This window comes from Mesorhizobium sp. P3_A8, from assembly GCF_056402995.1.
This window is the reverse complement of the sequence record NZ_JBFUGI010000002.1, coordinates 637,967-658,688: the sequence shown is the minus strand read 5'-3', so window position 1 is coordinate 658,688 and position 20,722 is coordinate 637,967. Positions and strand designations below refer to the sequence as shown.

22 protein-coding genes, 1 pseudogene and 1 riboswitch are annotated in these 20,722 nt (G+C 63.5%); of the genes and pseudogenes, 14 read left to right on the top strand and 9 right to left on the bottom strand.

The window, feature by feature from the left end; all coding sequences use genetic code 11:
- Window positions 1-47 precede the first annotated feature (47 nt).
- Window positions 48-1,148 (top strand): 3,4-dihydroxy-2-butanone-4-phosphate synthase, encoded by a 1,101-nt coding sequence (ribB, locus tag AC1DX4_RS07325; RefSeq protein ID WP_477219667.1) that lies wholly within the window; start codon window positions 48-50, stop codon window positions 1,146-1,148.
- A gap of 35 nt (window positions 1,149-1,183) precedes the next feature.
- Entirely contained in the window at window positions 1,184-1,720 is a 537-nt protein-coding gene (locus AC1DX4_RS07320; protein WP_477219666.1) for a GNAT family N-acetyltransferase, read from the top strand.
- A gap of 29 nt (window positions 1,721-1,749) precedes the next feature.
- Here AC1DX4_RS07320 and AC1DX4_RS07315 read toward each other — a convergent pair whose 3' ends face one another.
- Window positions 1,750-2,973 (bottom strand): MFS transporter, encoded by a 1,224-nt coding sequence (locus tag AC1DX4_RS07315; RefSeq protein WP_477219665.1) that lies wholly within the window; start codon window positions 2,971-2,973, stop codon window positions 1,750-1,752.
- A gap of 117 nt (window positions 2,974-3,090) precedes the next feature.
- Between AC1DX4_RS07315 and AC1DX4_RS07310 the strand changes: the two genes are divergently transcribed.
- The gene (locus AC1DX4_RS07310) at window positions 3,091-3,690 is read left to right on the top strand and encodes a TetR/AcrR family transcriptional regulator (protein ID WP_477219664.1); all 600 of its coding nucleotides are present in this window, start codon (window positions 3,091-3,093) and stop codon (window positions 3,688-3,690) included.
- A gap of 105 nt (window positions 3,691-3,795) precedes the next feature.
- Window positions 3,796-4,779 carry a hypothetical protein gene (locus AC1DX4_RS07305; protein WP_477219663.1) on the top strand — a complete coding sequence of 328 codons (984 nt, stop codon included), beginning with the start codon at window positions 3,796-3,798 and terminating at the stop codon, window positions 4,777-4,779.
- A gap of 116 nt (window positions 4,780-4,895) precedes the next feature.
- On the opposite strand, the pseudogene bluB reads toward AC1DX4_RS07305, so the two are convergent.
- Window positions 4,896-5,480, bottom strand: a pseudogene (gene bluB, locus AC1DX4_RS07300) (5,6-dimethylbenzimidazole synthase); the annotation flags it as partial.
- Between the two features lie 93 nt (window positions 5,481-5,573).
- Window positions 5,574-5,752: riboswitch (cobalamin riboswitch) on the bottom strand.
- Window positions 5,753-5,873: 121 nt separating this feature from the next.
- On the opposite strand from bluB, the gene AC1DX4_RS07295 reads away from it, so the two are divergent.
- From AC1DX4_RS07295 to AC1DX4_RS07270, 6 genes are all read left to right on the top strand, one after another.
- Window positions 5,874-6,800 carry a histone deacetylase family protein gene (locus AC1DX4_RS07295; protein WP_477219662.1) on the top strand — a complete coding sequence of 309 codons (927 nt, stop codon included), beginning with the start codon at window positions 5,874-5,876 and terminating at the stop codon, window positions 6,798-6,800.
- Between the two features lie 3 nt (window positions 6,801-6,803).
- The gene (locus AC1DX4_RS07290) at window positions 6,804-7,055 is read left to right on the top strand and encodes an exodeoxyribonuclease VII small subunit (protein WP_056565628.1); all 252 of its coding nucleotides are present in this window, start codon (window positions 6,804-6,806) and stop codon (window positions 7,053-7,055) included.
- 97 nt (window positions 7,056-7,152) lie between these two features.
- The gene (locus tag AC1DX4_RS07285) at window positions 7,153-7,419 is read left to right on the top strand and encodes a DUF2277 domain-containing protein (protein ID WP_477219661.1); all 267 of its coding nucleotides are present in this window, start codon (window positions 7,153-7,155) and stop codon (window positions 7,417-7,419) included.
- A gap of 40 nt (window positions 7,420-7,459) precedes the next feature.
- Entirely contained in the window at window positions 7,460-8,380 is a 921-nt protein-coding gene (locus AC1DX4_RS07280; RefSeq protein WP_477219660.1) for a pirin family protein, read from the top strand.
- Window positions 8,381-8,563: 183 nt separating this feature from the next.
- The gene (gene dxs, locus AC1DX4_RS07275; RefSeq protein ID WP_477219659.1) at window positions 8,564-10,477 is read left to right on the top strand and encodes a 1-deoxy-D-xylulose-5-phosphate synthase; all 1,914 of its coding nucleotides are present in this window, start codon (window positions 8,564-8,566) and stop codon (window positions 10,475-10,477) included.
- Window positions 10,478-10,625: 148 nt separating this feature from the next.
- Window positions 10,626-10,919 carry a hypothetical protein gene (locus AC1DX4_RS07270; RefSeq protein ID WP_477219658.1) on the top strand — a complete coding sequence of 98 codons (294 nt, stop codon included), beginning with the start codon at window positions 10,626-10,628 and terminating at the stop codon, window positions 10,917-10,919.
- Here AC1DX4_RS07270 and AC1DX4_RS07265 read toward each other — a convergent pair.
- Window positions 10,916-11,317: a GFA family protein gene (locus tag AC1DX4_RS07265; protein ID WP_477219657.1), complete on the bottom strand. Its 402-nt coding sequence runs from the start codon at window positions 11,315-11,317 to the stop codon at window positions 10,916-10,918. The genes AC1DX4_RS07270 and AC1DX4_RS07265 overlap by 4 nt on opposite strands.
- A 166-nt stretch (window positions 11,318-11,483) precedes the next feature.
- On the opposite strand from AC1DX4_RS07265, the gene AC1DX4_RS07260 reads away from it, so the two are divergent.
- From AC1DX4_RS07260 to AC1DX4_RS07245, 4 genes are all read left to right on the top strand, one after another.
- Window positions 11,484-12,248: a TlyA family RNA methyltransferase gene (locus AC1DX4_RS07260; RefSeq protein WP_477219656.1), complete on the top strand. Its 765-nt coding sequence runs from the start codon at window positions 11,484-11,486 to the stop codon at window positions 12,246-12,248.
- Window positions 12,245-13,483: a class I SAM-dependent RNA methyltransferase gene (locus AC1DX4_RS07255; protein ID WP_477219655.1), complete on the top strand. Its 1,239-nt coding sequence runs from the start codon at window positions 12,245-12,247 to the stop codon at window positions 13,481-13,483. The genes AC1DX4_RS07260 and AC1DX4_RS07255 overlap by 4 nt, the downstream gene beginning before the upstream one ends.
- Window positions 13,484-13,606: 123 nt before the next feature.
- Window positions 13,607-15,874: a caspase family protein gene (locus tag AC1DX4_RS07250; protein ID WP_477219654.1), complete on the top strand. Its 2,268-nt coding sequence runs from the start codon at window positions 13,607-13,609 to the stop codon at window positions 15,872-15,874.
- Between the two features lie 139 nt (window positions 15,875-16,013).
- Window positions 16,014-16,286 (top strand): PsiF family protein, encoded by a 273-nt coding sequence (locus tag AC1DX4_RS07245; protein ID WP_477219653.1) that lies wholly within the window; start codon window positions 16,014-16,016, stop codon window positions 16,284-16,286.
- Between the two features lie 208 nt (window positions 16,287-16,494).
- Here AC1DX4_RS07245 and AC1DX4_RS07240 read toward each other — a convergent pair whose 3' ends face one another.
- The 6 genes from AC1DX4_RS07240 to AC1DX4_RS07215 form a co-directional block, all read right to left on the bottom strand.
- Window positions 16,495-17,187 carry a transglutaminase-like cysteine peptidase gene (locus AC1DX4_RS07240; protein ID WP_477219792.1) on the bottom strand — a complete coding sequence of 231 codons (693 nt, stop codon included), beginning with the start codon at window positions 17,185-17,187 and terminating at the stop codon, window positions 16,495-16,497.
- Between the two features lie 152 nt (window positions 17,188-17,339).
- Window positions 17,340-17,729 (bottom strand): type II toxin-antitoxin system VapC family toxin, encoded by a 390-nt coding sequence (locus AC1DX4_RS07235; protein WP_477219791.1) that lies wholly within the window; start codon window positions 17,727-17,729, stop codon window positions 17,340-17,342.
- The gene (locus AC1DX4_RS07230; RefSeq protein ID WP_477219652.1) at window positions 17,716-17,991 is read right to left on the bottom strand and encodes an AbrB/MazE/SpoVT family DNA-binding domain-containing protein; all 276 of its coding nucleotides are present in this window, start codon (window positions 17,989-17,991) and stop codon (window positions 17,716-17,718) included. The genes AC1DX4_RS07235 and AC1DX4_RS07230 overlap by 14 nt, the downstream gene beginning before the upstream one ends.
- Before the next feature lie 75 nt (window positions 17,992-18,066).
- Entirely contained in the window at window positions 18,067-19,479 is a 1,413-nt protein-coding gene (tldD, locus tag AC1DX4_RS07225) for a metalloprotease TldD (RefSeq protein ID WP_477219651.1), read from the bottom strand.
- Window positions 19,480-19,596: 117 nt separating this feature from the next.
- Window positions 19,597-20,064: a YbjN domain-containing protein gene (locus tag AC1DX4_RS07220; RefSeq protein WP_477219650.1), complete on the bottom strand. Its 468-nt coding sequence runs from the start codon at window positions 20,062-20,064 to the stop codon at window positions 19,597-19,599.
- 75 nt (window positions 20,065-20,139) lie between these two features.
- Complete coding sequence (locus AC1DX4_RS07215) at window positions 20,140-20,700, bottom strand: invasion associated locus B family protein (RefSeq protein ID WP_477219649.1); 561 nt, start codon at window positions 20,698-20,700, stop codon at window positions 20,140-20,142.
- Between the last annotated feature and the right edge of the window lie 22 nt (window positions 20,701-20,722).

The window sequence follows — 20,722 nt, the reverse complement described above, 5'->3', positions numbered from 1 at the left end:
CCTTACTGCCCTATTCCCCTACTGCCCTGCGAGCAAAGCGAGCGTCCATGCCTTACGACCAGAAGAAGATCGTCGAAGCCATCCGCGCTTTCGAGCGCGGCGAGATCGTCGTCGTCATGGACGATGACGGGCGCGAGAACGAGGGCGACCTGATCGTCGCCGCTGTTCACTGCACGCCGGAAAAGATGGCCTTCATCATCCGCAACACCTCGGGCATCGTCTGTACGCCGATGCCGCGTGAGGAAGCCAAGCGGCTCAACCTGCAGCCGATGGTCGCCGACAACGATTCCGCCCACACCACCGCATTCACCGTCAGCGTCGATTTCAAACATGGCACGACGACTGGCATTTCGGCCGACGACCGCACGCTGACCGTGCGCAACCTTGCCAATGGCAATGTCGGCGCTTCCGATTTTGTCCGCCCCGGCCACATCTTTCCGCTGATCGCGCGCGAAGGCGGCGTGCTGATGCGTTCGGGCCATACTGAAGCCGCGGTCGATCTCTGCAAGCTCGCCGGCCTGCCGCTGATCGGCGTCATTTCCGAACTGGTCAATGACGACGGCACCGTCAAGCGGGGGCCGCAGGTGCAGGCTTTCGCCGAGGAGCATGGTCTGAAGCAGGTTTCGGTCGCCGACCTCATCGCTTACCGTCAGCGCAAGGAAACGCTGGTCGAGCGCGTCGCCTGCTCCGATATCGACACGCTTGGCGGCAAGGCTCAGGTCTTCACCTACACGCTTCCCTGGGACACCATGCATCACGTCGCTATCGTCTTCGGCGATATCCGCGATGGCGAGGACGTGCCGGTGCGGCTGCATTCCGAGGATGTGGTGACCGACGTCTTCGGCACCAGCCATCGGCTCGACGCCATCATGAAAACGATGGGCGAGCGCAAGCGCGGCGTCATCGTCTATCTCAGAGAAGGCTCGGTCGGTGTCGCGCATCAGCAGCGCAAGCGCCCGCTGAGCGGCGATCGCGAGGATCACGAAGAGGCCCGCCGCCGCGAGAACGAATGGCGCGAGATCGGCCTCGGCGCGCAGATCCTGAAGGATCTCGGCATTTCCTCGATCAACCTGATTGCCTCACGCGAGCGCCACTATGTCGGTCTCGAAGGCTTTGGCATCCACATCGCCAAGACCGAGATCCTGTGAAGGGGTAACCGATCCCTTTGCCGGGAGATGATGGCATGAACGCGTCATTGCCTCTGAGCCAGCGCAGCGAGCGGCTTTTGCTGCGCCGCCCGGCGCAGGCTGATCTGGATTTCCTGATCGACCTCTTCTCGCGCTATCAACTTGTCGCCCATCGCCCCGATCCGGTTGCGGACACGCCTCAGCAGAGCGCCGCCAGGCTGGCGCGCGACATCGGCCATTGGGACAAGCATGGCTTTGGCCGCTGGGCGGTCGAAGCCGATGGCAAGCTGGTCGGCTTCGGCGGTGTCACCGTATCGGCTGACTTTGACGGCCTGAACCTGTCCTACCATCTTCATCCCCAGAGCTGGGGCCATGGCTATGCCACGGAACTGGTCACCGCGGCGCTGCAGGCCGCGTTCGGCCCTCTCCGTGCCGACCGGGTCATTGGCCTTGCCCGTGCCGCCAATCCGGCATCAAGGCGGGTGCTGGAGAAATGCGGCTTCGCCTTCGAGCAGGAGGTGATGCTGCACGGCGCGCCAACAATGCTTTTTGCGCTGGCACGACCGCGCTGGATTTCAGGTCCCGCCACATAGGACGGCCCGGCCCACCAAGGCCGAGCGCGCTATTCCGCGGGAACGGCGGCAGCCTCACACCCATCCAGGTGGCATTCGCGGGTGGCCAGACTGCGCTGGCCAAGCAGCACTGTGGCCAACGCAATCGTGCCTGATGCAACGGAGACCCAGAATCCGCTCTGGGCGCCAAACGCATCCACCACCGCGCCGGCGACGAACGCGCCCAGCGCCATGCCGATACCGATCCCTGTTGTCACCCAGGTGATGCCCTCGGTCAGCATCGCTTCCGGCACATGCCGCTCGATCAGGCCGAACGCCGTAATGAAGGTCGGCGAGATCGCCACGCCGCTGAGGAACACGGTCAGGGCCAGCAGCGGCACTGAGCCGGCGGTGAGCGGCAGCAATGTGCTGAGCGCCAGGACGGCGACGGCAATGGCGAGTTGCCGCTGCAGCGGCGCCTTCAGGTTGAGCGCGCCGACCACAATGCCGAGCGCGAACGATCCCACTGCATAGACGCCGATGACGAGGCTGGCGGCACCGGGCCGCCCGAGTTCCTTGGTAAGCGCTATCGTGCTGACCTCCGTCGTCGCGAAGGTCGCGCCAACGAAGATTATGGCGAAGGTGATGATCTGCACCGGCCGCAGACGGATTGCCGAGCCGGCGGAGCCATGACCAACCGGCCGCACTTGTGGTTCGCTCGAACGCTGCAGGATGAACGCGGCCCAGCCAACGGCAAGAAACAGCGTGCTTGCCAGGACGCCGGCTTCCGGAAACAGTGCGGCGCTGAGGCCCACCGAAAGTGATGCGCCGAGAATATAGACCAGTTCGTCCGCGACCGACTCGAAGGCGAATGCAGTGTTCATTTGCGGACGTCCGCGAAAAAGCTCGGTCCAGCGCGCGCGAACCATTGCCGGCATGCTGGGCATGGCGGCTGCCGCCAGCGCCGACACGAACAGCGTCCATACCGGCCAATCCTGATTGGCCGCAACAATCAGCACCGCAAAGGCGATAAATGTGATGAGGGTGGTGGGGACCGCAACCCGCGTCTGTCCAAGGCGATCCACCAGCCTCGACGTCTGCGGCGAAACGAATGCGTTGCCGAGAGCGAATGTCGCCGAGACCGCGCCGGCCAACCAGTATTCGCCGCGCGTCTGCGACAGCATGGCCACAATGCCGATCGGCGCCATGGCGATCGGCAGGCGCGCGATGAAGCCGGCGATCGCGAAGCCCTTGGCTCCCGGAGCACGAAAGATTGCAGCATAGGGGTTTTGCATGGGTTCCTCGACAAAGGGCGATCTGACAATTACATACGGAGCGTATGAGGGTTAGATAAGCCATACGCGACGTATGTCAATTGGCATACGGAACGTATGTGGATAAGGCCAGACAGAATGCACAGACCCCGCAAGGAGATGATCGCAGAGACGCGCGCCAAGCTGATCGCCGCGGCCCGCCAGGCCTTCGGCACGACAGGCTATGCCGAGGCCTCGATGGATGATTTCACCGCATCCGCCGGACTGACGCGCGGCGCGCTCTATCATCATTTTGGCGACAAGAAGGGGCTTCTGGAGGCGGTTATCGCCGAAATCGACGGCGAGATGGCGGCCAGGGTGAATGAGGTCGCCTCGAAAGCGCCGACTCGCTGGCAACACTTCGTCGACGAATGTACGACCTATATCGAGATGGCGCTGGAGCCGGAAATCCAGCGCATCATGTTCCGCGATGGCCCGGCCGTGCTGGGCGATCCGGCGCAATGGTCCAATGCCAATGCCTGCGTCGGCTCAATGACCGATCATCTGACCGCGCTGCAGGGGGAAGGGGTGGTCGTCCGCAGCGTCGACCCCGAGACCGCCGCACGGCTGATCAACGGCGCCAGCAGCCAGGCGGCGCAGCGGATCGCCAATTCGAACGATCCCGAAGCGACATCGAAGATGGTGGTGGCGGCGTTCAAGCAGCTGCTTGAAGGCCTGCTCAGAAAACCAGCTTCATAACAGACCCAAATCCCCCGTTGGGCGCCTCGCTGGCCACCGCCCCGATTGACAATCTTCAGGCAGAGCGCATCCTCCGCAGCCATCTCTGAGGGGAGATTCGGAGCCATGTGGGATTTCGAGATCGGCCGGTCGGTGTCCATCATGATCAGGACCTGGCCGTTCATTGTCTTTCGCATGATCGTCTATTTCGGCATCACCCTGGCTTACATCATGGCGACCGGCACCGGCGCCTCTGTCGGCTACGGCGTCGGCCATATCTCCACCGATCCCGACGGCCCAATGTCCTTTGCCCTGTGGGGTGGCGTGGTCGGTTTCGGCATCGTCTCGATCGCCGTCTACTGGATCCGCGAATACATCCTCTACGTCGTCAAGGCCGGCCATATCGCCGTCATGGTCCATCTGATCGACGGCCGGGATGTTCCCGACGGCCAGAACCAGATCGCCTACGCAAAGCAGGTCGTCACCGAGCGTTTTGCCGAGGCCAACATCCTTTTCGTCGTCGACCAACTGGTCAAGGGCGCTATCCGCGCCATCACCGGCCTGCTCGGCGGCATCGCCGCTTTCCTGCCCATTCCAGGCCTGAGCGGCCTTGTCTCTTTCATCAACACGGTGATCCGTCTGTCGCTGACCTATGTCGACGAGATCATCCTCGGCTACAACATCCGCATCAATTCGTCCTCGCCCTTCGAGACRGCGCGGCAAGGCGTCGTGCTCTATGCCCAGAACGGCAAGACCATGGTCAAGAACGCCGTCTGGCTGGCGGTCATCATGTGGGGGGTGTCGTTCGTCATCTTTCTGCTGATGCTGGCTCCGGCCGCCGCCATTCTGTTCATGATGCCAGGGCAGCTCGCCGGCTGGGCCTTCGTGCTCGCCATCGTCTTCGCCTGGGCCTTCAAGGCGGCTTTCATCGAACCTTTCGCCATCGCTTGCCTGATGCAGGTCTATTTCAAGACCATCGCCGGCCAGGTGCCCGATCCGGCCTGGGACGCCCGGCTGGCCGAGGCGTCGTCGAAGTTCAGGGAACTCAAGGACAAGGCACTGGCCTCCTTTGGCGGCTCGCGCTGGGGCACGGCCGGCGCGACACGCTGATCGGCGGGCTGCGCCGGCGCAATAACAGCGGTGTTGAGGTCCGCCACCGCTGACTTGAGCCGCGCCTCGCCTTGCCCGCAAAACGTCTCGCTCATGATCAGTTCAGGCAGCGGCAGCCGCCTGCCCCAGCCATGCGTCTCGAGGTCCGGTTTCGGCGCGAACTCGGAAACGCGACCGACGCAGAGATAGGCGATCGGCGTCACGTGCTCGGGAATGGCCAGCAGGCTCTTCAGCGCTTGCGGCTCGATGATGCTGACCCAACCAACGCCGACGCCTTCGGCGCGCGCCGCCAGCCAGAAATTCTGCACCGCACAGACCGTGCTGTAGAGATCCATCTCCGGATTGTGCCAGCGTCCCAGCGGTGAGCCCAGTGAGCGCTGGCGGTCGCAAGTGATGCAGATGTTGAGCGCGCTTTCGCAGATGCCTTCCAGCTTGAGTTTGCGGTAGAGCGCCTGTCTTTCGGCCTCGATCGCGGGCAATTCCTGCTCGCGGGCGGCCAGGAACAGGTCACGTACCTCCGCCCGTCGCGCGGCATCGCGAATGACGATGAAATTCCACGGCTGCATGAAGCCGACAGACGGTGCGTGATGGGCGGCAAGCAGCAAGCGCGCCAGCACCTCGTCGTCGAGTGCAGTGGGCAGGAAATGGCTGCGCACGTCGCGCCGAGTGAACATGGCGCGGTAGACCGCGTCGCGCGCCATCTGGTCAAATCCGTCGCCCATAGGAGCGGTCATGGTTTCCGGCATCGCTTGTCCCCTTGCGATTGCAATCCATGTCCTCCGCCTGACCATGCGGATGACGATGCCTGCCAGGCCGGTCTTCTGGCTTGGGATCAACCCGCGTCCGGTGCCTTCCCGTCATCGACAGTGGCATTTACCGGCGCGGTCCCCCTCACAGCGTTGGGCACGCCACGGAATTCAACCGTGTTCCCGATTCTCCCGCTTGCGCGGGCACCAGGCAGTGGCCGCGACCTTACGCCGAAGCGCCGGCAGCGCCAATCCCCGCAGCGACGCCAATGGACGCAGGCATGATTTTCCCCAGCCATCAAGCGGCAACGCATGGCCATCGTGGCGCCGGGGCACTAGATAGGGGGCATGACAACCCGTCTTTACACCCACCCGATCTTTCTTGAGCACATCACGCCGCCCGGCCATCCCGAGCGGCCGGATCGCTTGCGCGCCATTGAGCGCGTGCTCGATGACGAGGCCTTCGCCGCACTTGACCGCGTCAAGGCGCCGGAGGGCGACGAGGCCACGATCCTCTACGCCCATCCCGCCGATTTCGTCGCGCGCATCCGCGCCGCCATTCCCGAAGAGGGCCTTGCCCGCGTCGATGCCGACACCACCGCCAGCCCGAAAAGCTGGCAGGCAGTGATCACCGCGATCGGTGCCGCCAACGCCGCTGTCGACGATGTCTTTACCGGCCGTGCCGACAATGTCTTCGTTGCCGCGCGGCCGCCCGGCCACCATGCCGAAAAGAACACGGCGATGGGCTTCTGCTTCTTCAACACGGCGGCGATCGCCGCGCGCTATGCGCAGAAGAAGCATGGCGTCGAGCGTGTTGCCGTCGTCGATTGGGACGTCCACCACGGTAACGGCACGCAGGATATTTTCTGGGACGATCCGTCGGTGCTCTATTGCTCGACGCACCAGATGCCGCTTTATCCTGGCACCGGCGCGAAGAGCGAGACCGGCGCCGGCAACATCGTCAACGCGCCTTTGGCGCCGCAGACCGGCAGCGAGGTGTTTCGCGATGCCTTCCTGTCGCGCGTGCTGCCGGCGCTCGACAATTTCGCGCCCGATCTGATCATCATTTCGGCCGGCTTCGACGCGCACCATCGCGACCCGCTGGCCGAGATCAATCTGACCGAGGATGATTTCGACTGGGCGACCGGCCAGCTGATGCAACGCGCCGCCCGCCACAGCGGCAACCGGCTCGTCAGCCTGCTCGAGGGCGGCTACGATCTGCAGGGACTGGCATTTTCGGTCGCCGCCCATGTCGGCCGACTGATGAAAGGATGAACGATGGCTGCTGAGACCAACGAAGACGTCAAGGCGATGAGCTTCGAGCAGGCACTCGACGCGCTGGAGAAGATCGTCGATGATCTGGAGCGTGGCGACGTGCCGCTCGACCAGTCGATCCGGATCTATGAGCGCGGCGAGGCGCTGAAGGCGCATTGCGACCGGCTGCTGAAGGCCGCCGAGGACAAGGTCGAAAAGATCAGGCTGTCGCGCGACGGCAAGCCGGTCGGCACCGAGCCGCTCGACGCGGACTGAGGCACGAACAGCCTTACCGCTTTTGGACACGATCTTGGTTGAGGATTAAGCTCGTCCCGATTGAAACGGCTCCAGGACAAGAGGAGATACGGAAGCGATGTGCAGAAACATCAAGACCCTGTTCAATTTTGATCCACCGGCAACCAGTGACGAAGTGCGCGACGCGGCCCTTCAGTTCGTCCGCAAGCTGAGCGGAACGACGCGGCCGTCGAAGCAGAACCAGCACGCGTTCGACCACGCGGTCGAAGCCATCGCGGCATCCGCGCGCGAACTTCTCGATTCGCTCGAAACCCATCAGCATCCCCGCAATCGCGAAGAGGTGGCGGCCAAGCTGAAGGCAAAGGCGGCGATCCGCTTTGCCTGACGCGGCCAAAGCGGCCACTGAGCGTTGACAAGGAGAGTTCATGAGCTTCTTCCCCGGGAAAGACCCTGAAGCAGGCGATGCCTTTGCCAGCGACCAGATCGAGCTGATGGTCATCCCGAACGCCAAGGACATTGGCGGTTTTCAGGTGCGCCGCGCCTTGCCGACCGCCAAGAGGCGGCTGGTCGGGCCGTTCATCTTCTTCGACCGCATGGGCCCGGCGATCCTGCGCGGCGGCCAGGCGATGGATGTCCGCCCGCATCCCCATATCGGCCTGTCGACGGTGACCTATCTGTTCGACGGCAAGATCCGGCATCGCGATTCGCTGGGCACCGAAATGGTCATCCAGCCCGGCGATGTGAATTTGATGACCGCCGGCCGCGGCATCGTCCACTCCGAGCGTACGCCCGAGGAATTGCGTGGTGCGCCGATGTCGATCTCCGGCCTGCAGACATGGCTGGCCTTGCCGGACGGCAAGGAGGAAGTGGCGCCGTTGTTCGAGAACACGGCCGCGTTGCGGCTGCCCGAGATCGACGCCGAAGGCGTCCGCGGCCGTGTCGTCATCGGTGACTTCCAGGGGCTGCGCTCCCCGGTGCGGGCCGATACCGAGACGCTCTATGCCGATCTCAGACTGGCGCCGGGCGCCAGCGTGAAGATCCCGGCCGATGCGGAAGAGCGCGCCATCTATACGCTGGAAGGTGAGGTCGCGATTTCCGGCGACGTCTTTCCGGCCGAACGGCTGCTGGTGTTCCGGCCCGGTGACGAGATCGTCGTATCCTCGGATACCGGCGCGCATTTCATGCTGTTCGGCGGTGCCTCGCTCGGCTCGCAGCGCTACATCTGGTGGAATTTCGTTTCCTCGTCGAAGGAACGCATCGAACAGGCCAAGCAGGAATGGAAGACGGGCCGCTTCGATATCGTTCCCGGAGATGAGGAAGAGTTCATCCCGCTGCCGGAAAACTAAGGAATATCGCCCAAAAGCGGCCCGGTTTCGGGACCACGATAGGCATGAAAACAAGGACTTGAAAGCGCGGGCATAAGCTGTTTCGACGCGCTGTCCTTTCGGGAGCAGGCCCGCGTCACTGACACGCATTTACTTTCGCAGGCCGGCGGCCTATCCCGCCGTTGAACAGAAAGCCTGAGACCCGTGAACGCAACGCCGCATACGCCGCTTCTCGACAAGGTCCGCATCCCGGCGGATTTGCGCGCGCTTGACGAAAGCGCATTGCCGCAACTGGCGTCCGAGCTGCGGCTCGAACTGGTCGATGCGGTGTCCCGCACCGGCGGTCATCTCGGCGCCGGCCTTGGTGTGGTCGAGCTGACGGTGGCGCTGCACTATGTCTTCAACACGCCGGACGACCGGCTGATCTGGGATGTCGGCCACCAGGCTTATCCGCACAAGATCCTGACCGGCCGCCGCGACCGCATCCGCACGCTGCGCCAGGAAGGCGGCCTGTCCGGCTTCACCCGCCGTGCGGAGAGCGAATACGATCCGTTCGGTGCGGCCCATTCCTCGACGTCGATCTCGGCCGGCCTCGGCATGGCCGCCGCCCGCGACCTCTCCGGTGGCCGCAATAATGTCATTGCCGTCATCGGCGACGGCGCCATGTCGGCCGGCATGGCCTATGAGGCGATGAACAATGCCGGCGCGCTCGATGCCCGGCTCATCGTCATCCTCAACGACAACGACATGTCGATCGCGCCGCCGACCGGCGCCATGAGTGCCTATCTGGCGCGCCTGGCCTCCGGCAAGGCCTATGCCGGCCTGCGCGACTTCGGCAAGAAGCTGACGTCTTACCTCGGCAAGCGTGCCGATCGGGCGATCACTAGGGCGGTCGAGCATGCGCGCGGCTATGTCACCGGCGGCACTTTGTTCGAGGAACTCGGCTTCTATCACATCGGCCCGATCGACGGTCACAATCTCGAACATCTGATCCCGGTTCTGAAGAACGTCCGCGACAATGGTGAAGGCCCGGTGCTGATCCATGTCGTCACCCAGAAGGGCAAGGGCTATGCGCCGGCGGAAGCCGCCGCCGACAAATATCACGGCGTCAACAAGTTCGACGTCATCACCGGCGCGCAGGCCAAGGCGCCGGCCAACGCGCCGGCCTACACAAAGCTGTTCGCCGAAAGCCTGATCCAGGAGGCCCGCGAGGACGACCGTATCGTCGCCGTCACCGCCGCCATGCCGAACGGCACCGGGCTTGACCTGTTCGGCGAAGTGTTCCCATCTCGGACCTTCGATGTCGGCATCGCCGAACAGCATGCGGTGACCTTCGCCGCTGGCCTCGCGACCGAAGGCTACAAGCCGTTCGCGGCGATCTATTCGACTTTCCTGCAGCGCGCCTACGATCAGGTCGTGCACGACGTCGCGATCCAGAAACTGCCGGTGCGCTTCCCAATTGATCGCGCCGGTTTCGTCGGCGCCGATGGCGCCACCCATTGCGGCGCCTTCGACACCACTTTCTTGGCAAGCCTGCCGGGCTTTGTCGTGATGGCCGCAGCCGACGAGGCGGAACTGCGCCACATGGTGCGCACCGCGGCAAGCTATGATGACGGCCCGATCGCCTTCCGCTACCCGCGCGGCAACGGCGTCGGCGTCGACATGCCGGAGCGCGGCTCGGTCCTCGACATCGGCAAGGGCCGCATCGTCCGGGAAGGCAGCAAGGTGGCGCTGCTGTCCTTCGGCACACGGCTGCAGGATTGCCTGATCGCTGCCGAGGAACTCGGCGCGGCCGGGCTTTCGACCACCGTCGCCGATGCACGCTTCGCCAAGCCGCTCGACGAGGATCTGATCCGGCGGCTGGCCCGCTCGCACGAGGTTCTGGTGACGGTGGAGGAGGGCGCCATTGGCGGCTTCGCCAGCCACGTGCTGCAGTTCCTTGCTCATGAAGGACTGCTGGAAAGCGGCCTGAAGGTACGCCCGCTGGTGCTGCCCGATATCTTCGCCGACCACGCCAAGCCGGAAAAGATGTACGCCGATGCCGGTCTCGATGCCGCCGGCATCGTGCGCACGGTCTTCGTCGCGCTCGGGCACAGCACACGCGCTCAACGCGCCTGAATCAAAATCTCAAGCGCTTGAATCAGTTTGCCGGCTTGATTTCTTAACGCATTGTTTACGCTGCCGTTTGGCGCTTTGCTTACCGTGTCTCTTGGCCGTTTTTCAACGGCGCCCTGCTAGATCGTGTTCAGGCAGGGAGACAATAACAATGAGAACGCTTCTGTATGGCGTGGCGCTTTCAGCCGCCATCGCGGCACCGGCCGCCGCCGAAACACGCTTTGACCGCAATCTCGAAAAGGCGGCGGTGGGCATCGTCGCCAGCAAGATGGGCGATATCAGGGGCGGCTTTTCCTACAAGCAGGTGCCGCAGCTTGTGGTCCTGCCCGATCCCGTGCCTGCGTCAGCGGTTGCGTCTGAGCATCCAAATGAGCAAGCTTCAGGGGATCGGCATGACGGTCTGTCTCCCGCCGTCGAGCGCCAGGTGTCCCGCACCATTTTCTAGAACCACATATCGCGCACGCAACGGCCGTCGCGCGGCAGGTCGTCGTATGTCTCGAGGCCATCGAAATGGTCGATCGGCAGATCGGCGACGGCCTCCGGCGGCGCCAGCCGTACATTGACGGCGATGCGTATGCGACCGGAGGCACCGGCGCGCAGGCCGCGCCAGGCCAGCACGCAAGCGCAGGTCGGGCAGAACAGGATTTCGAGCGACGGCGTGTCCTTTCCGGCGCGCGTATAACTGCCCGTCGGGCCTGCAACACGGATGCGTTCGTCAACATAATCATAGGCCCAGAGCGTGCCATAGCGCCGGCAAAGCGTGCAGTTGCAGGCTGTGATCGGCCCAGGATCGCCCTCCAGGGTCCAGTGGGTTGCACCACAGTGGCAGGTTCCCGTCAGCATTCTCTCTCCCCCGGGTTTTGACGATAGAGGGCTCTCCCTTGACCACTATCTTGCCGGACCCGCTGCGATGCGCGCAAGCGGTTGTGCGGTTCGGTCCGTTCGCCGCTGTTTCCATGTTCCGCCCCAATGTCCTTGCCTTCACTGCCGGCTTTCGCCATGAAGGCCGATGAACTTGCCTTTGCCAGCCAGCACACGCCAGCGGCTCGACGATTTGCTCGTCCAGCGCGGCCTGTTTGCCAGTCGCTCGCGTGCCCGCGACGCGGTCGAGCGTGGCACCGTGACGGTTGACGGCGCCATTGCCCGCAAGCCCGGTCAGAACGTTTCGCCGCAATGCCTTGTTGCCATCGACGATCCGGCACAGGGCTATGTCTCGCGCGCGGCGCTGAAGCTGATCGGCGGGCTTGACCATTTTAGTCTCGACCCAGCCGGCCGCGAAGCGCTCGACATTGGAGCCTCGACCGGTGGGTTTACTCAGGTGCTGCTCGAACGTGGTGCGTCCCATGTCACGGCAATCGATGTCGGACACGGCCAGATGCACCCCGATGTCGGCAAGGATCCGCGCGTGACGGTCGTCGAGGGGCTGAATGCACGCGATCTCACCATCGCCGATCTTGCCGGCCGTGTTCCGGATTTCATCGTTTCCGACGTCAGCTTCATCTCGCTCAAACTGGCGCTGCCGCCGGCGCTCGCCCTTGCAGAACCTGGGGCTGCAGCGGTCTTTCTGGTCAAGCCGCAATTCGAGGCGGGTCGCGAGGCGATCGGCAAGGGCGGTCTGCTGAAAGATCCCTTCGATGCCGCCCGTGTCGCCGGCCTGCTGCAGGATTGGCTGGACGCCGTTCCAGGCTGGCGCTCGCTCGGTTTGCATCTGTCGCCGATCGATGGCGGCGACGGCAATCGTGAATTCCTGCTCGGTGGGATCAAGGATCGATGAGTACGCGCTTCACCATCAAAAAGCTGGGCGCCCAAGGCGATGGCATTGCCGAGACTGAAAGCGGCGATCTGTTCATCCCCTTCACGCTGCCGGGCGAGACCGTCACCGCCGCGCGCGAAAGGGACCGCGCCACGTTGATGGCCGTGCTGGAGGCCTCGCCGCTGCGCATCGAACCCGCCTGCCGCCATTTCACCGAATGTGGCGGCTGTGCCCTCCAGCATTTCGAGGCCGAAGCCTATCGCCAGTGGAAACGCGACAAGGTGGTGCACGCCCTGAAGGGCTTCGATTGCGACATTGATCCGCTGGTCGCCTGCGCACCGCACACGCGCCGCCGTGTCGTGCTTGCCGCCCGGCGCGGCGATAAGGGTATGTTGCTTGGCTTCAACCGCCATCTATCGCCGGAAATCATCTCCATATCCGAATGCCCGATCTCGCTGCCCGAGATCGTTGCCGCACTCGACCGGTTGCGGGCGCTCGCCGACCTGATATGCGCCACCACCAAATCGTTCCGGATGGCGGTCACTGTGACGGGTTCGGGCCTTGATGTCGCGGTACATGAATCCGGCAAACTCGGCGAACACCAGCGCCGCATCGCCTCCAATTTTGTCCTTGCGCAAGGCTTTGCCAGACTGTCCATCGACGATGAGATTGTCATCGAGCCGAGGAAGCCTGTGGTCATGTTCGGCAGCGTCGCTGTCGCCGTGCCGCCGGGTGCCTTCCTGCAGGCGACCGAGGTCGCCGAACAGACCATGGCCGACATCGTCGGGGGACATCTGAAGCGCGCCAAGAAGGTCGCTGATCTTTTCGCCGGTTGCGGTAGCTTTGCCTTGCGGTTGGCCGCGAAGTCGGAAGTGCATGCCGTGGAGGGCGATGCGGCGGCACTTTCAGCGCTGGACAAGGGATCACGCTTCGCAACCGGCCTGAAGCGGGTGACGGGCGAACGCCGCGACCTGTTCCGCCGGCCGCTGACGTTCAAGGAGTTGAACGCCTTTGACGGGCTTGTCTTCGATCCGCCGCGCGCGGGCGCCGAGGACCAGTCGAAGCAGATCGCCCGCTCGGATGTTCCCTTGGTTGCCGCGGTGTCCTGCAACCCGGTGACACTGGCGCGCGACCTGCGCATCCTCATCGATGGCGGCTATCAACTGAAAAGCGTAACGCCGATCGACCAGTTCCTGTGGTCGCCCCATGTCGAAGCCGTCGCTCTGCTGGAAAAGCCCAGGAGAAGGCGCGGCTGAGTCGGACAATGATCACGTTTGGTTGAGACCGGGCAATCCGCCGGATTGACGCCGCAAAGCCGCCTTTTTGCACCGGCCTAGTCCGGGCTCTTGGGCGGAAGCATCGGCACTCTCACCTGACGGATGATCGTAATGCGGACGGTCTCGAAATTCCTTGCCTTCTTCCTTGCCCTCTCCATTTTCGCGTTTGCGTCGACGGCCGGGGCGCTGGCGCAAAGCCAAAAGCGCCTTGCCTTCGTCATCGGCAACGCCGCCTATCCGGCCGGCGCGCTGGCGACGCCGGCCAACGACGCAGGCCTGATTGCCCAGACATTGCAGGCCGCCGGGTTCGACGTGGTCGGCGCGCGCGATGTCGACCAGGAATCGCTGCGTGGCGCCTATCGCGATTTCCTCGCCAAGGTGACGGCCGCCGGTCCCGACGCGGTGGTGTTCGTCTATCTGGCCGGGCAGGGACTGCAATTCGGGGGCGAGAACTATTTCGTGCCCGTCGATGCCCAGATATCCAATGCCGCCGATGTACCGATGGCCGCGGTGCGGGTTTCCGACCTCACCAAGCCGCTTGCCGCGCTGCCCACCAAGGTCAATATCGTCGTGCTCGACGCGGCACGGCCCAATTCCTTCGCCAAGTCGAACCAGCCGCTGGCCGGCGGCCTCGCACTGGTCGATCCCGATCCGAACATGCTGGTCGCCTTCAACGCTGCCCCGGGCACGGTCGCTCCGGAAGGCAAGGGCCCGTACGGCGCCTATGCCCAGGCGCTCGCCGAAATGATCCGGGATGGCGGCCTGCAGCTTGGTGACGTCTTTGATCGCACGCGGCTGCGCGTCAACGAGGTGACGCAGGGCGCGGAGGTGCCCTGGAACGCCTCCAAGATCAGCGATCCCTTCGTCTTCTTCGACCGTGGCCCGGATGCTCCGGCGCCGCAGGTTTCGGCCGCCGAGGTGCGGACAAACCGGACCAAGGAAATACGCGATTTCGATGCGCAAGACGCCTATATCGCGGCTCTCGATCGCGACACGATGCGCGGCTACGAGGATTTCATCGTCGCCTACCCGCACGACCCGATGGCCAAGCGTGTGCGCGCCATTCTGGCGGCGCGGCGCGAGGCGATCACCTGGCGCCAGACCTGGCTCAGGGATACGCCCGAAGCCTATTGGTCCTATCTCGATCGCTATCCACATGGCCCGCATGCCTGGGATGCCCGCCGCCGGCTCGAGCATTTCGACGCCGCGCTTGAGCCGCCGCAGGGTTTTGCCGTCTATGCCTACGAGGTACCGCCGCCACCGCCGGAAGAGATCGTCTATGTCGACCGGCCCGTGCTCTATTTCGACGACCCCGAGTTCGACTTCGATCCGCCGCCGCCCGTGGCGGTGGTCTTCCTGCAACCGCGGCCGCGCGACTTCATTGAGCTGCCGCCACCACCGCAGCCAGTCGGTATCTTCCTTCTGCCTACGCCTGCCTTTGTGCCAGTGCCGGCCTGGGTGAACCCGCCGCACGACATCTTCCCGCCGCCGAACGACGTCATCTTCAACAACATCCACAACACCACCATCGTCAACAACACGACGATCAACGAGAACCAGGGCGGCCTCACCACCGGCCAGAAGCTGACCGCAGGTGCGGTGGGTCTGGGTGCGGCCGCATTGGCGACCAAGGTGGCGCTGCCGGCTTTCCTGCAGAAGAAGGAGGCGACGCTCGCCAAGGTCAATCCGGGCGGCCTGCCGTCGAAGCTTGTGCGGACGGGTCAGCAGAACGGCGTCGCGCCGCGGGCCGACAGGCTGGCCGGTCACGCTCTGCCCGGCGCCGACGGCAAGACGCTGCCGCTGGTCAATGGCAAGCCTGTGCTCAATGGTCAGAACCTGCCCGATGACAGGTATGGCAAGCGCAAGCAGGGCGTTGCAGCCGCAAACGCTGCCGCGACCGCCAATGGCGGCACACCGGTTACGAATGGACAGGGCAAGGGCGCCAAGTTCCGCAAACTCCCGGCCGGCGGTGCCACGCCCGCCAACAATGGGCAAAATGTTCAGCTGAAAGGGAAGACCAACGATCCGGCGGCGCTCAATGGCCAGATCACGGCCAACGGCAAACTCAAGAAGCTTCACGGTCAAGGTGGGCGCGGCGCGGACACGACGAATGGGGCCGTTAACGGACAAGGCAAGGGGGCCAAGTTCCACAAGCCGCCGGCCGATGGCGGACCGGCGGGCGACAAGGTCTTAAGCGGCAATCCGCACCGCCAGGTCAAGCAGCAGGTGCAGGTGCTCTCGAAACCGCAGAAGCCGGACTTCCACGCCGCCCAGATGCGGCGACAGCCGCCGGCACAGCAAAAGCCGCAGCGGGAGGTCGGCAAGAAGCCGCCTTGCGGACATCCCAATGAACCTGCCTGCAAGAAGTAGTGTCGACGGCGAGCATGGCCGTGCTGCGCGACACACGGTCCCATCACAACTTCGTGGTTGGCCAAGGCCAAGATTGCGCGCTGCTTTGGCTCACTGTTACCAGTCGACATTGAGTGGGGCGCTCAAGGGAGTAAGCATAATGAGGATTGCAAGCGTTCTGACATCCATCGCCCTGGCCGGGTTCATTGCGACGGGAGCTGCCGCGGCAGCGACGACAGCAGCGACCACGACGACGGCGCCGGCCACGACCACGGCCGCCCCGGCGAAGAAGGTAAAGACGACTGCCATGACGCCTGAGAAAACGGCGATTTCGAAGCAATGTTCGGCACTTGCCGATGCCCAGAAACTGCACGGCAAGGCACGCGAGAAGTTCCGGGCCGACTGCAAGAAGAACGGCGGCAAAGCTACCTGATCAGGAGCCTATCCACGGCGATTGTTGCCAGCCTGCCCTGCTGGGGAGGCTGGTGGCGGTTGCGGAAAATATGAACCGGGTTTCCGTCTGAAGCCGGTTTCACTGGTCAAGAGCGGATGAGACGGTCGTGGGACCTTTCCGTCCCGACCGCTGAAAACTCGCCGAACGTCTGCAGGGCCTGGACCGCTGCGGTTCTGACACAAGCTCCTCAGTCGACGAGCTTGGCAGCATTCGTGAGGGGCTTCGGCGTGCCGCCCCGCTTGTTGATCGAAACCCAGATATTCGGGTTCTGCTGCGACTGGCGTTTCACGAAATAGTAGCCGGTCGCGTTCCACGGCCTGATTTCGTTGACCAGATTGTCGAGGACCAGATCGCCTTTGTCGGTTTTCACCGTCAGGATGGTGTGGCCTTCATTGTCGAGGTCGTGCACCACGGTCATCAGCAGCGCCTGCCGGGGGAATCCAGCCTCCTGAAGAAGCTTGCGCTTGTAGAGTGCGTAGATCTTGCAGTCGCCCTTGCCGTCAACCGGATAATCCCAGTGGTCCGCCATCGTGCCCCAGTGATCGAAATTGCTGACGGGTTTGATGGCGCTGTTCGCCTTCTGATTTATCCGCTTGAGAATGCGCAGGTTCTGCGCGGTCAGCTTGACGCTGGCGGCCGGCAGAGCGGGCACCTTGCACTCTTTTGGCCGGCGATGGCAGAAATCGACCCAACCGTAGGGGACGCTGGTGGAGCCGCCAACCGCGGCGGAGAGTGACCCATCCTTGGATGGTTGCGTCGATATTCGCTTGAACAAGGTCGACTGTGCCGCCGCCGGGCTGACTTGCAGCGATGTCGCACCAATTAGCGAAACACAGCCAATCAGGAAAGAGGAAGTCAGGACGCCGAGGGAACGCAGCACAGGCAACACCACCGCACGAGAGGACTGATCAAAGGTAATGTGGCGATGGGGAGCGATCAATTAAACATTTAAGAAGACGTTAACATGTTCGTGTTCAGGCCCGCAAACGCGGCGTGGCGCCGGCACAAGGCACTGCGCCACGCCCGTCATCGCTATGCTTCTTGCACGTCCCCAAGCCCCGCCGCTTGCGCGGCCCTGATCAATTTGCGGTCGAAGGTCGCGAATCCTGTGCAATGCGCGGATTTTCCAAGGTGTAGCGCATCCGCGAAATCCACACCGGTCTCGACCAGATCGAGCGCGGAAGAGACAATTTGCGCGTCTTCGATTTCAACCATGGGAAGGCCGCCGAACGCCCGCAAAGCTCTGACGATAGTGGCCTGATCATAACCGTAGGCGCTTCGCAGCACCCATTCGGCTTCCAGGATGACCGTCACGGCGACAAACACAGGGTGGTCATCGATCACGCGCCGGGCGCGCGGGGATTGCTCGGGATGATCGTTCGTCAGATACCGAACGACGACATTGGTATCAATCGCGAGCATGCCGCCGCCGTGCTTCGGCGAGAACGCCTGCATCCATCTCTTCAAGCGTCTTCGGTCTGCCGCTGTGGGGCAGGGAACCAAAAACGTCTTCAGGCCGGGTTGCGGCAAAGGCGGGTGCTGGCTTCAAAAGAACGCCCTCCGGCGTGTCTTCGACCTCCAGGCGAGTACCGGCCCCCCATTCCCTGCGCTTGCGGATCGCGCTGGGCAGGATCACTTGCCCCTTGGTCGAGACGGTGGTGGTGAGCTTCTCGGAGCCGGCCATTTGTATCTTGCCTCGATGTAAGACAAGCGTAAGATAGTCGGAAATGGCGCCGATTTCAAGGCTATGGCGGTCCTATCAAACCCGCGTGCCGCCGACCGTCATCTGGTTCATCCTGAGATGCGGCTGGCCGACGCCGACCGGCACGCCTTGTCCGCCCTTGCCGCACATGCCGATACCATTGTCGAGCTTCATGTCGTTGCCGACCATCGAGACGCGGTGCATGGCATCCGGCCCGTTGCCGATCAGCATGGCGCCTTTAATCGGCTGCGTTACCTTGCCGTTCTCGATCATGTAGGCCTCGGTGCAGCCGAACACGAATTTCCCCGAAGTGATGTCGACCTGGCCGCCGCCGAAGGAGACGGCGTAGATGCCGTTCTTGACCGAGGCGATGATCTCGTCCGGCTCCATGTCGCCTGACGTCATGTAGGTGTTGGTCATGCGCGGCATCGGCTGGTGCGCATAGCCTTCGCGCCTTCCGTTGCCGGTGGCGTTCATGCCCATCAGCCGGGCATTCTGCCGATCCTGCATGTAGCCGACCAGTTTGCCGTCCTCGATCAGCACGTTGCGGGCCGAAGGCGTGCCTTCATCGTCGACAGTGAGCGAGCCGCGCCGCTCGGGGATGGTGCCGTCGTCGACGACGGTGACGCCCTTGGCGGCGACCTGCTCGCCCAGCAGGCCGGCGAAGGCCGAGGTCTTCTTGCGGTTGAAGTCGCCTTCCAGCCCATGCCCGACGGCCTCGTGCAGCATGACGCCCGGCCAGCCGCTGGACAGCACGATGTCGAACGTGCCCGCCGGGGCAGGGATCGCCTCGAGATTGACCAGCGCCTGCCTGAGCGCCTCCTTGGCGGCGTGCTTCCAGCTGTCCTCGATCAGGAAGTCGCCAAAAGCCTTGCGTCCGCCCATGCCGTAGGAGCCGCTTTCCTGGCGGTCGCCATCGCCGACCACGACTGAGACGTTGATGCGGACCAGCGGCCTGATATCGCGCACCACCTGACCGTCGGCACGCACGATCTCGACATGCTGCCAGGACGCGGCAAGCGAGGCCGTCACCTGGCGCACGCGCGGATCCTCGGCGCGCAGCCAGGCGTCGATTTCCTGCAGCAGCTTTGCCTTGGCCTCGAAGGAGGGCGAGGGGATCGGATTCTCATCGCCATAGAGATGGCGGTTGGTGCGGGCGGGTGCGGCGGCTAGCGTACCCGAGTAGCCGCCCTTGACGGTCGAGACGGCAGCGGCCGCGCGCAGCAGCGAGGCTTCGGACAGGTCGCTGGAATGGGCGTAGCCGCTGGCTTCACCCGCGACCGCGCGCAGGCCAAAGCCCTGGTCGGTGTTGAAATTGGCGGTCTTCAGCCGGCCATTGTCGAACATCAGCGCTTCGCTCTCGCTGTATTCGAGAAACAGTTCGCCGTCGTCGGCGCCGTTGATGGTGTCGGCGACGATCTGCTTGATGCGATCGTCTGAAATGTCGAATTGGCCGATCAGGCTGTTCATGGCGCATCCGTTCGTGGGAAGAGAGCTGGTTTCCCACGATGTAGGCGCGAAGCCGCGCCGAGACAATCGCCCCGACGCGATGTGAGGGCAAATGCGCTCGCCGACAGGTCGCCGGCGTCACTTCTGGTTGATGAAATCCTTGATGTTGGTGGTCATCGTATCCCAGTTCGAGAACTGTTCCTCGAGATTGGCCTTGGTGATGCCGCCGATGAAGTTGATATCCATCTTGAAGTTGGATCCGTCGCCGGAGAAGGCCTTCACCCAGCGATATTTCTTGTTCCACTCGTTGGCCTGCTGAGCCGTGAAGGCGTCGGTGTAGCCCGAGGAAAACTGGATGGTTTTGCACTTCTCGTGGTTTTCGCAGCCATAGAAGTAGATCAAGTACTTCATGCCTTCGAGCCGGCCGGTGATCATGGGGTCGCCACCGTCGTCCTTGTCCAGCTTCGCCGAGCCGTAGCCCTTGGCCATGTCGAGAATTGCAGCCGGATCAGGCGCTGTGATGATTTCGCTATCGTCAGCCCACGCAACGGAAACCGCGCCGGCCAAAATCAGACCGGCCGATAGAAGCATTGAAAACGAGCGCATAATGATCCACCGCCAAAAACCCGCATCCCCTAGGAATTCTGCGTCAGAGGCGGGTTTTTCGCAAGCGTCCTGCGGTCAGGGCAGGGCGGCAAAGCCGTCGGCAAACCCCTTGAGGTCGACAGGGATGCCTATGCCTTCTTCAGGCGTCTGGAAGACGATGAACGTCGCCGACGTGCCGGTCTTCAATGTGTCGAGCAGCGGCTTTTCGAGAATGACTTCGGCGTAGCAGCCGTCCTGGAAGCAGCGCACGAAATAGGCGCGGCCGATGTCCTTGCCGTCGACATTGAGGCCGAGGCCGTTGGGCAAAAGCACGCCGAGCGGTGCCAGCACGCGCAGGATTTCGGCCTTGTTGTCGGCGGTGCGCAGCACGACGACCGACAGTCCCATCTCCGGACGGTCCTCGGCGACGACATTCTGCATCATCACGCATTGTTCAGAGGTTGCACCGGCCGGCGTGTCGCAGATGATCGACCAGGCGCCATGCGTCGAGCGCACCGTGCCGCTCGGCTGGGCGGCATTGGCCTGACCGGTGACGAACAGACCGGCCGCGGACAAGATAGCGAGAAACACGGCCTTCGCCAGTGCTCTCGAAAGCTCCTGTCTCGTATGCCTCAGTCTCGAAAGCCAAGAGTTCATGACGGCTCCATTGCGAATCACG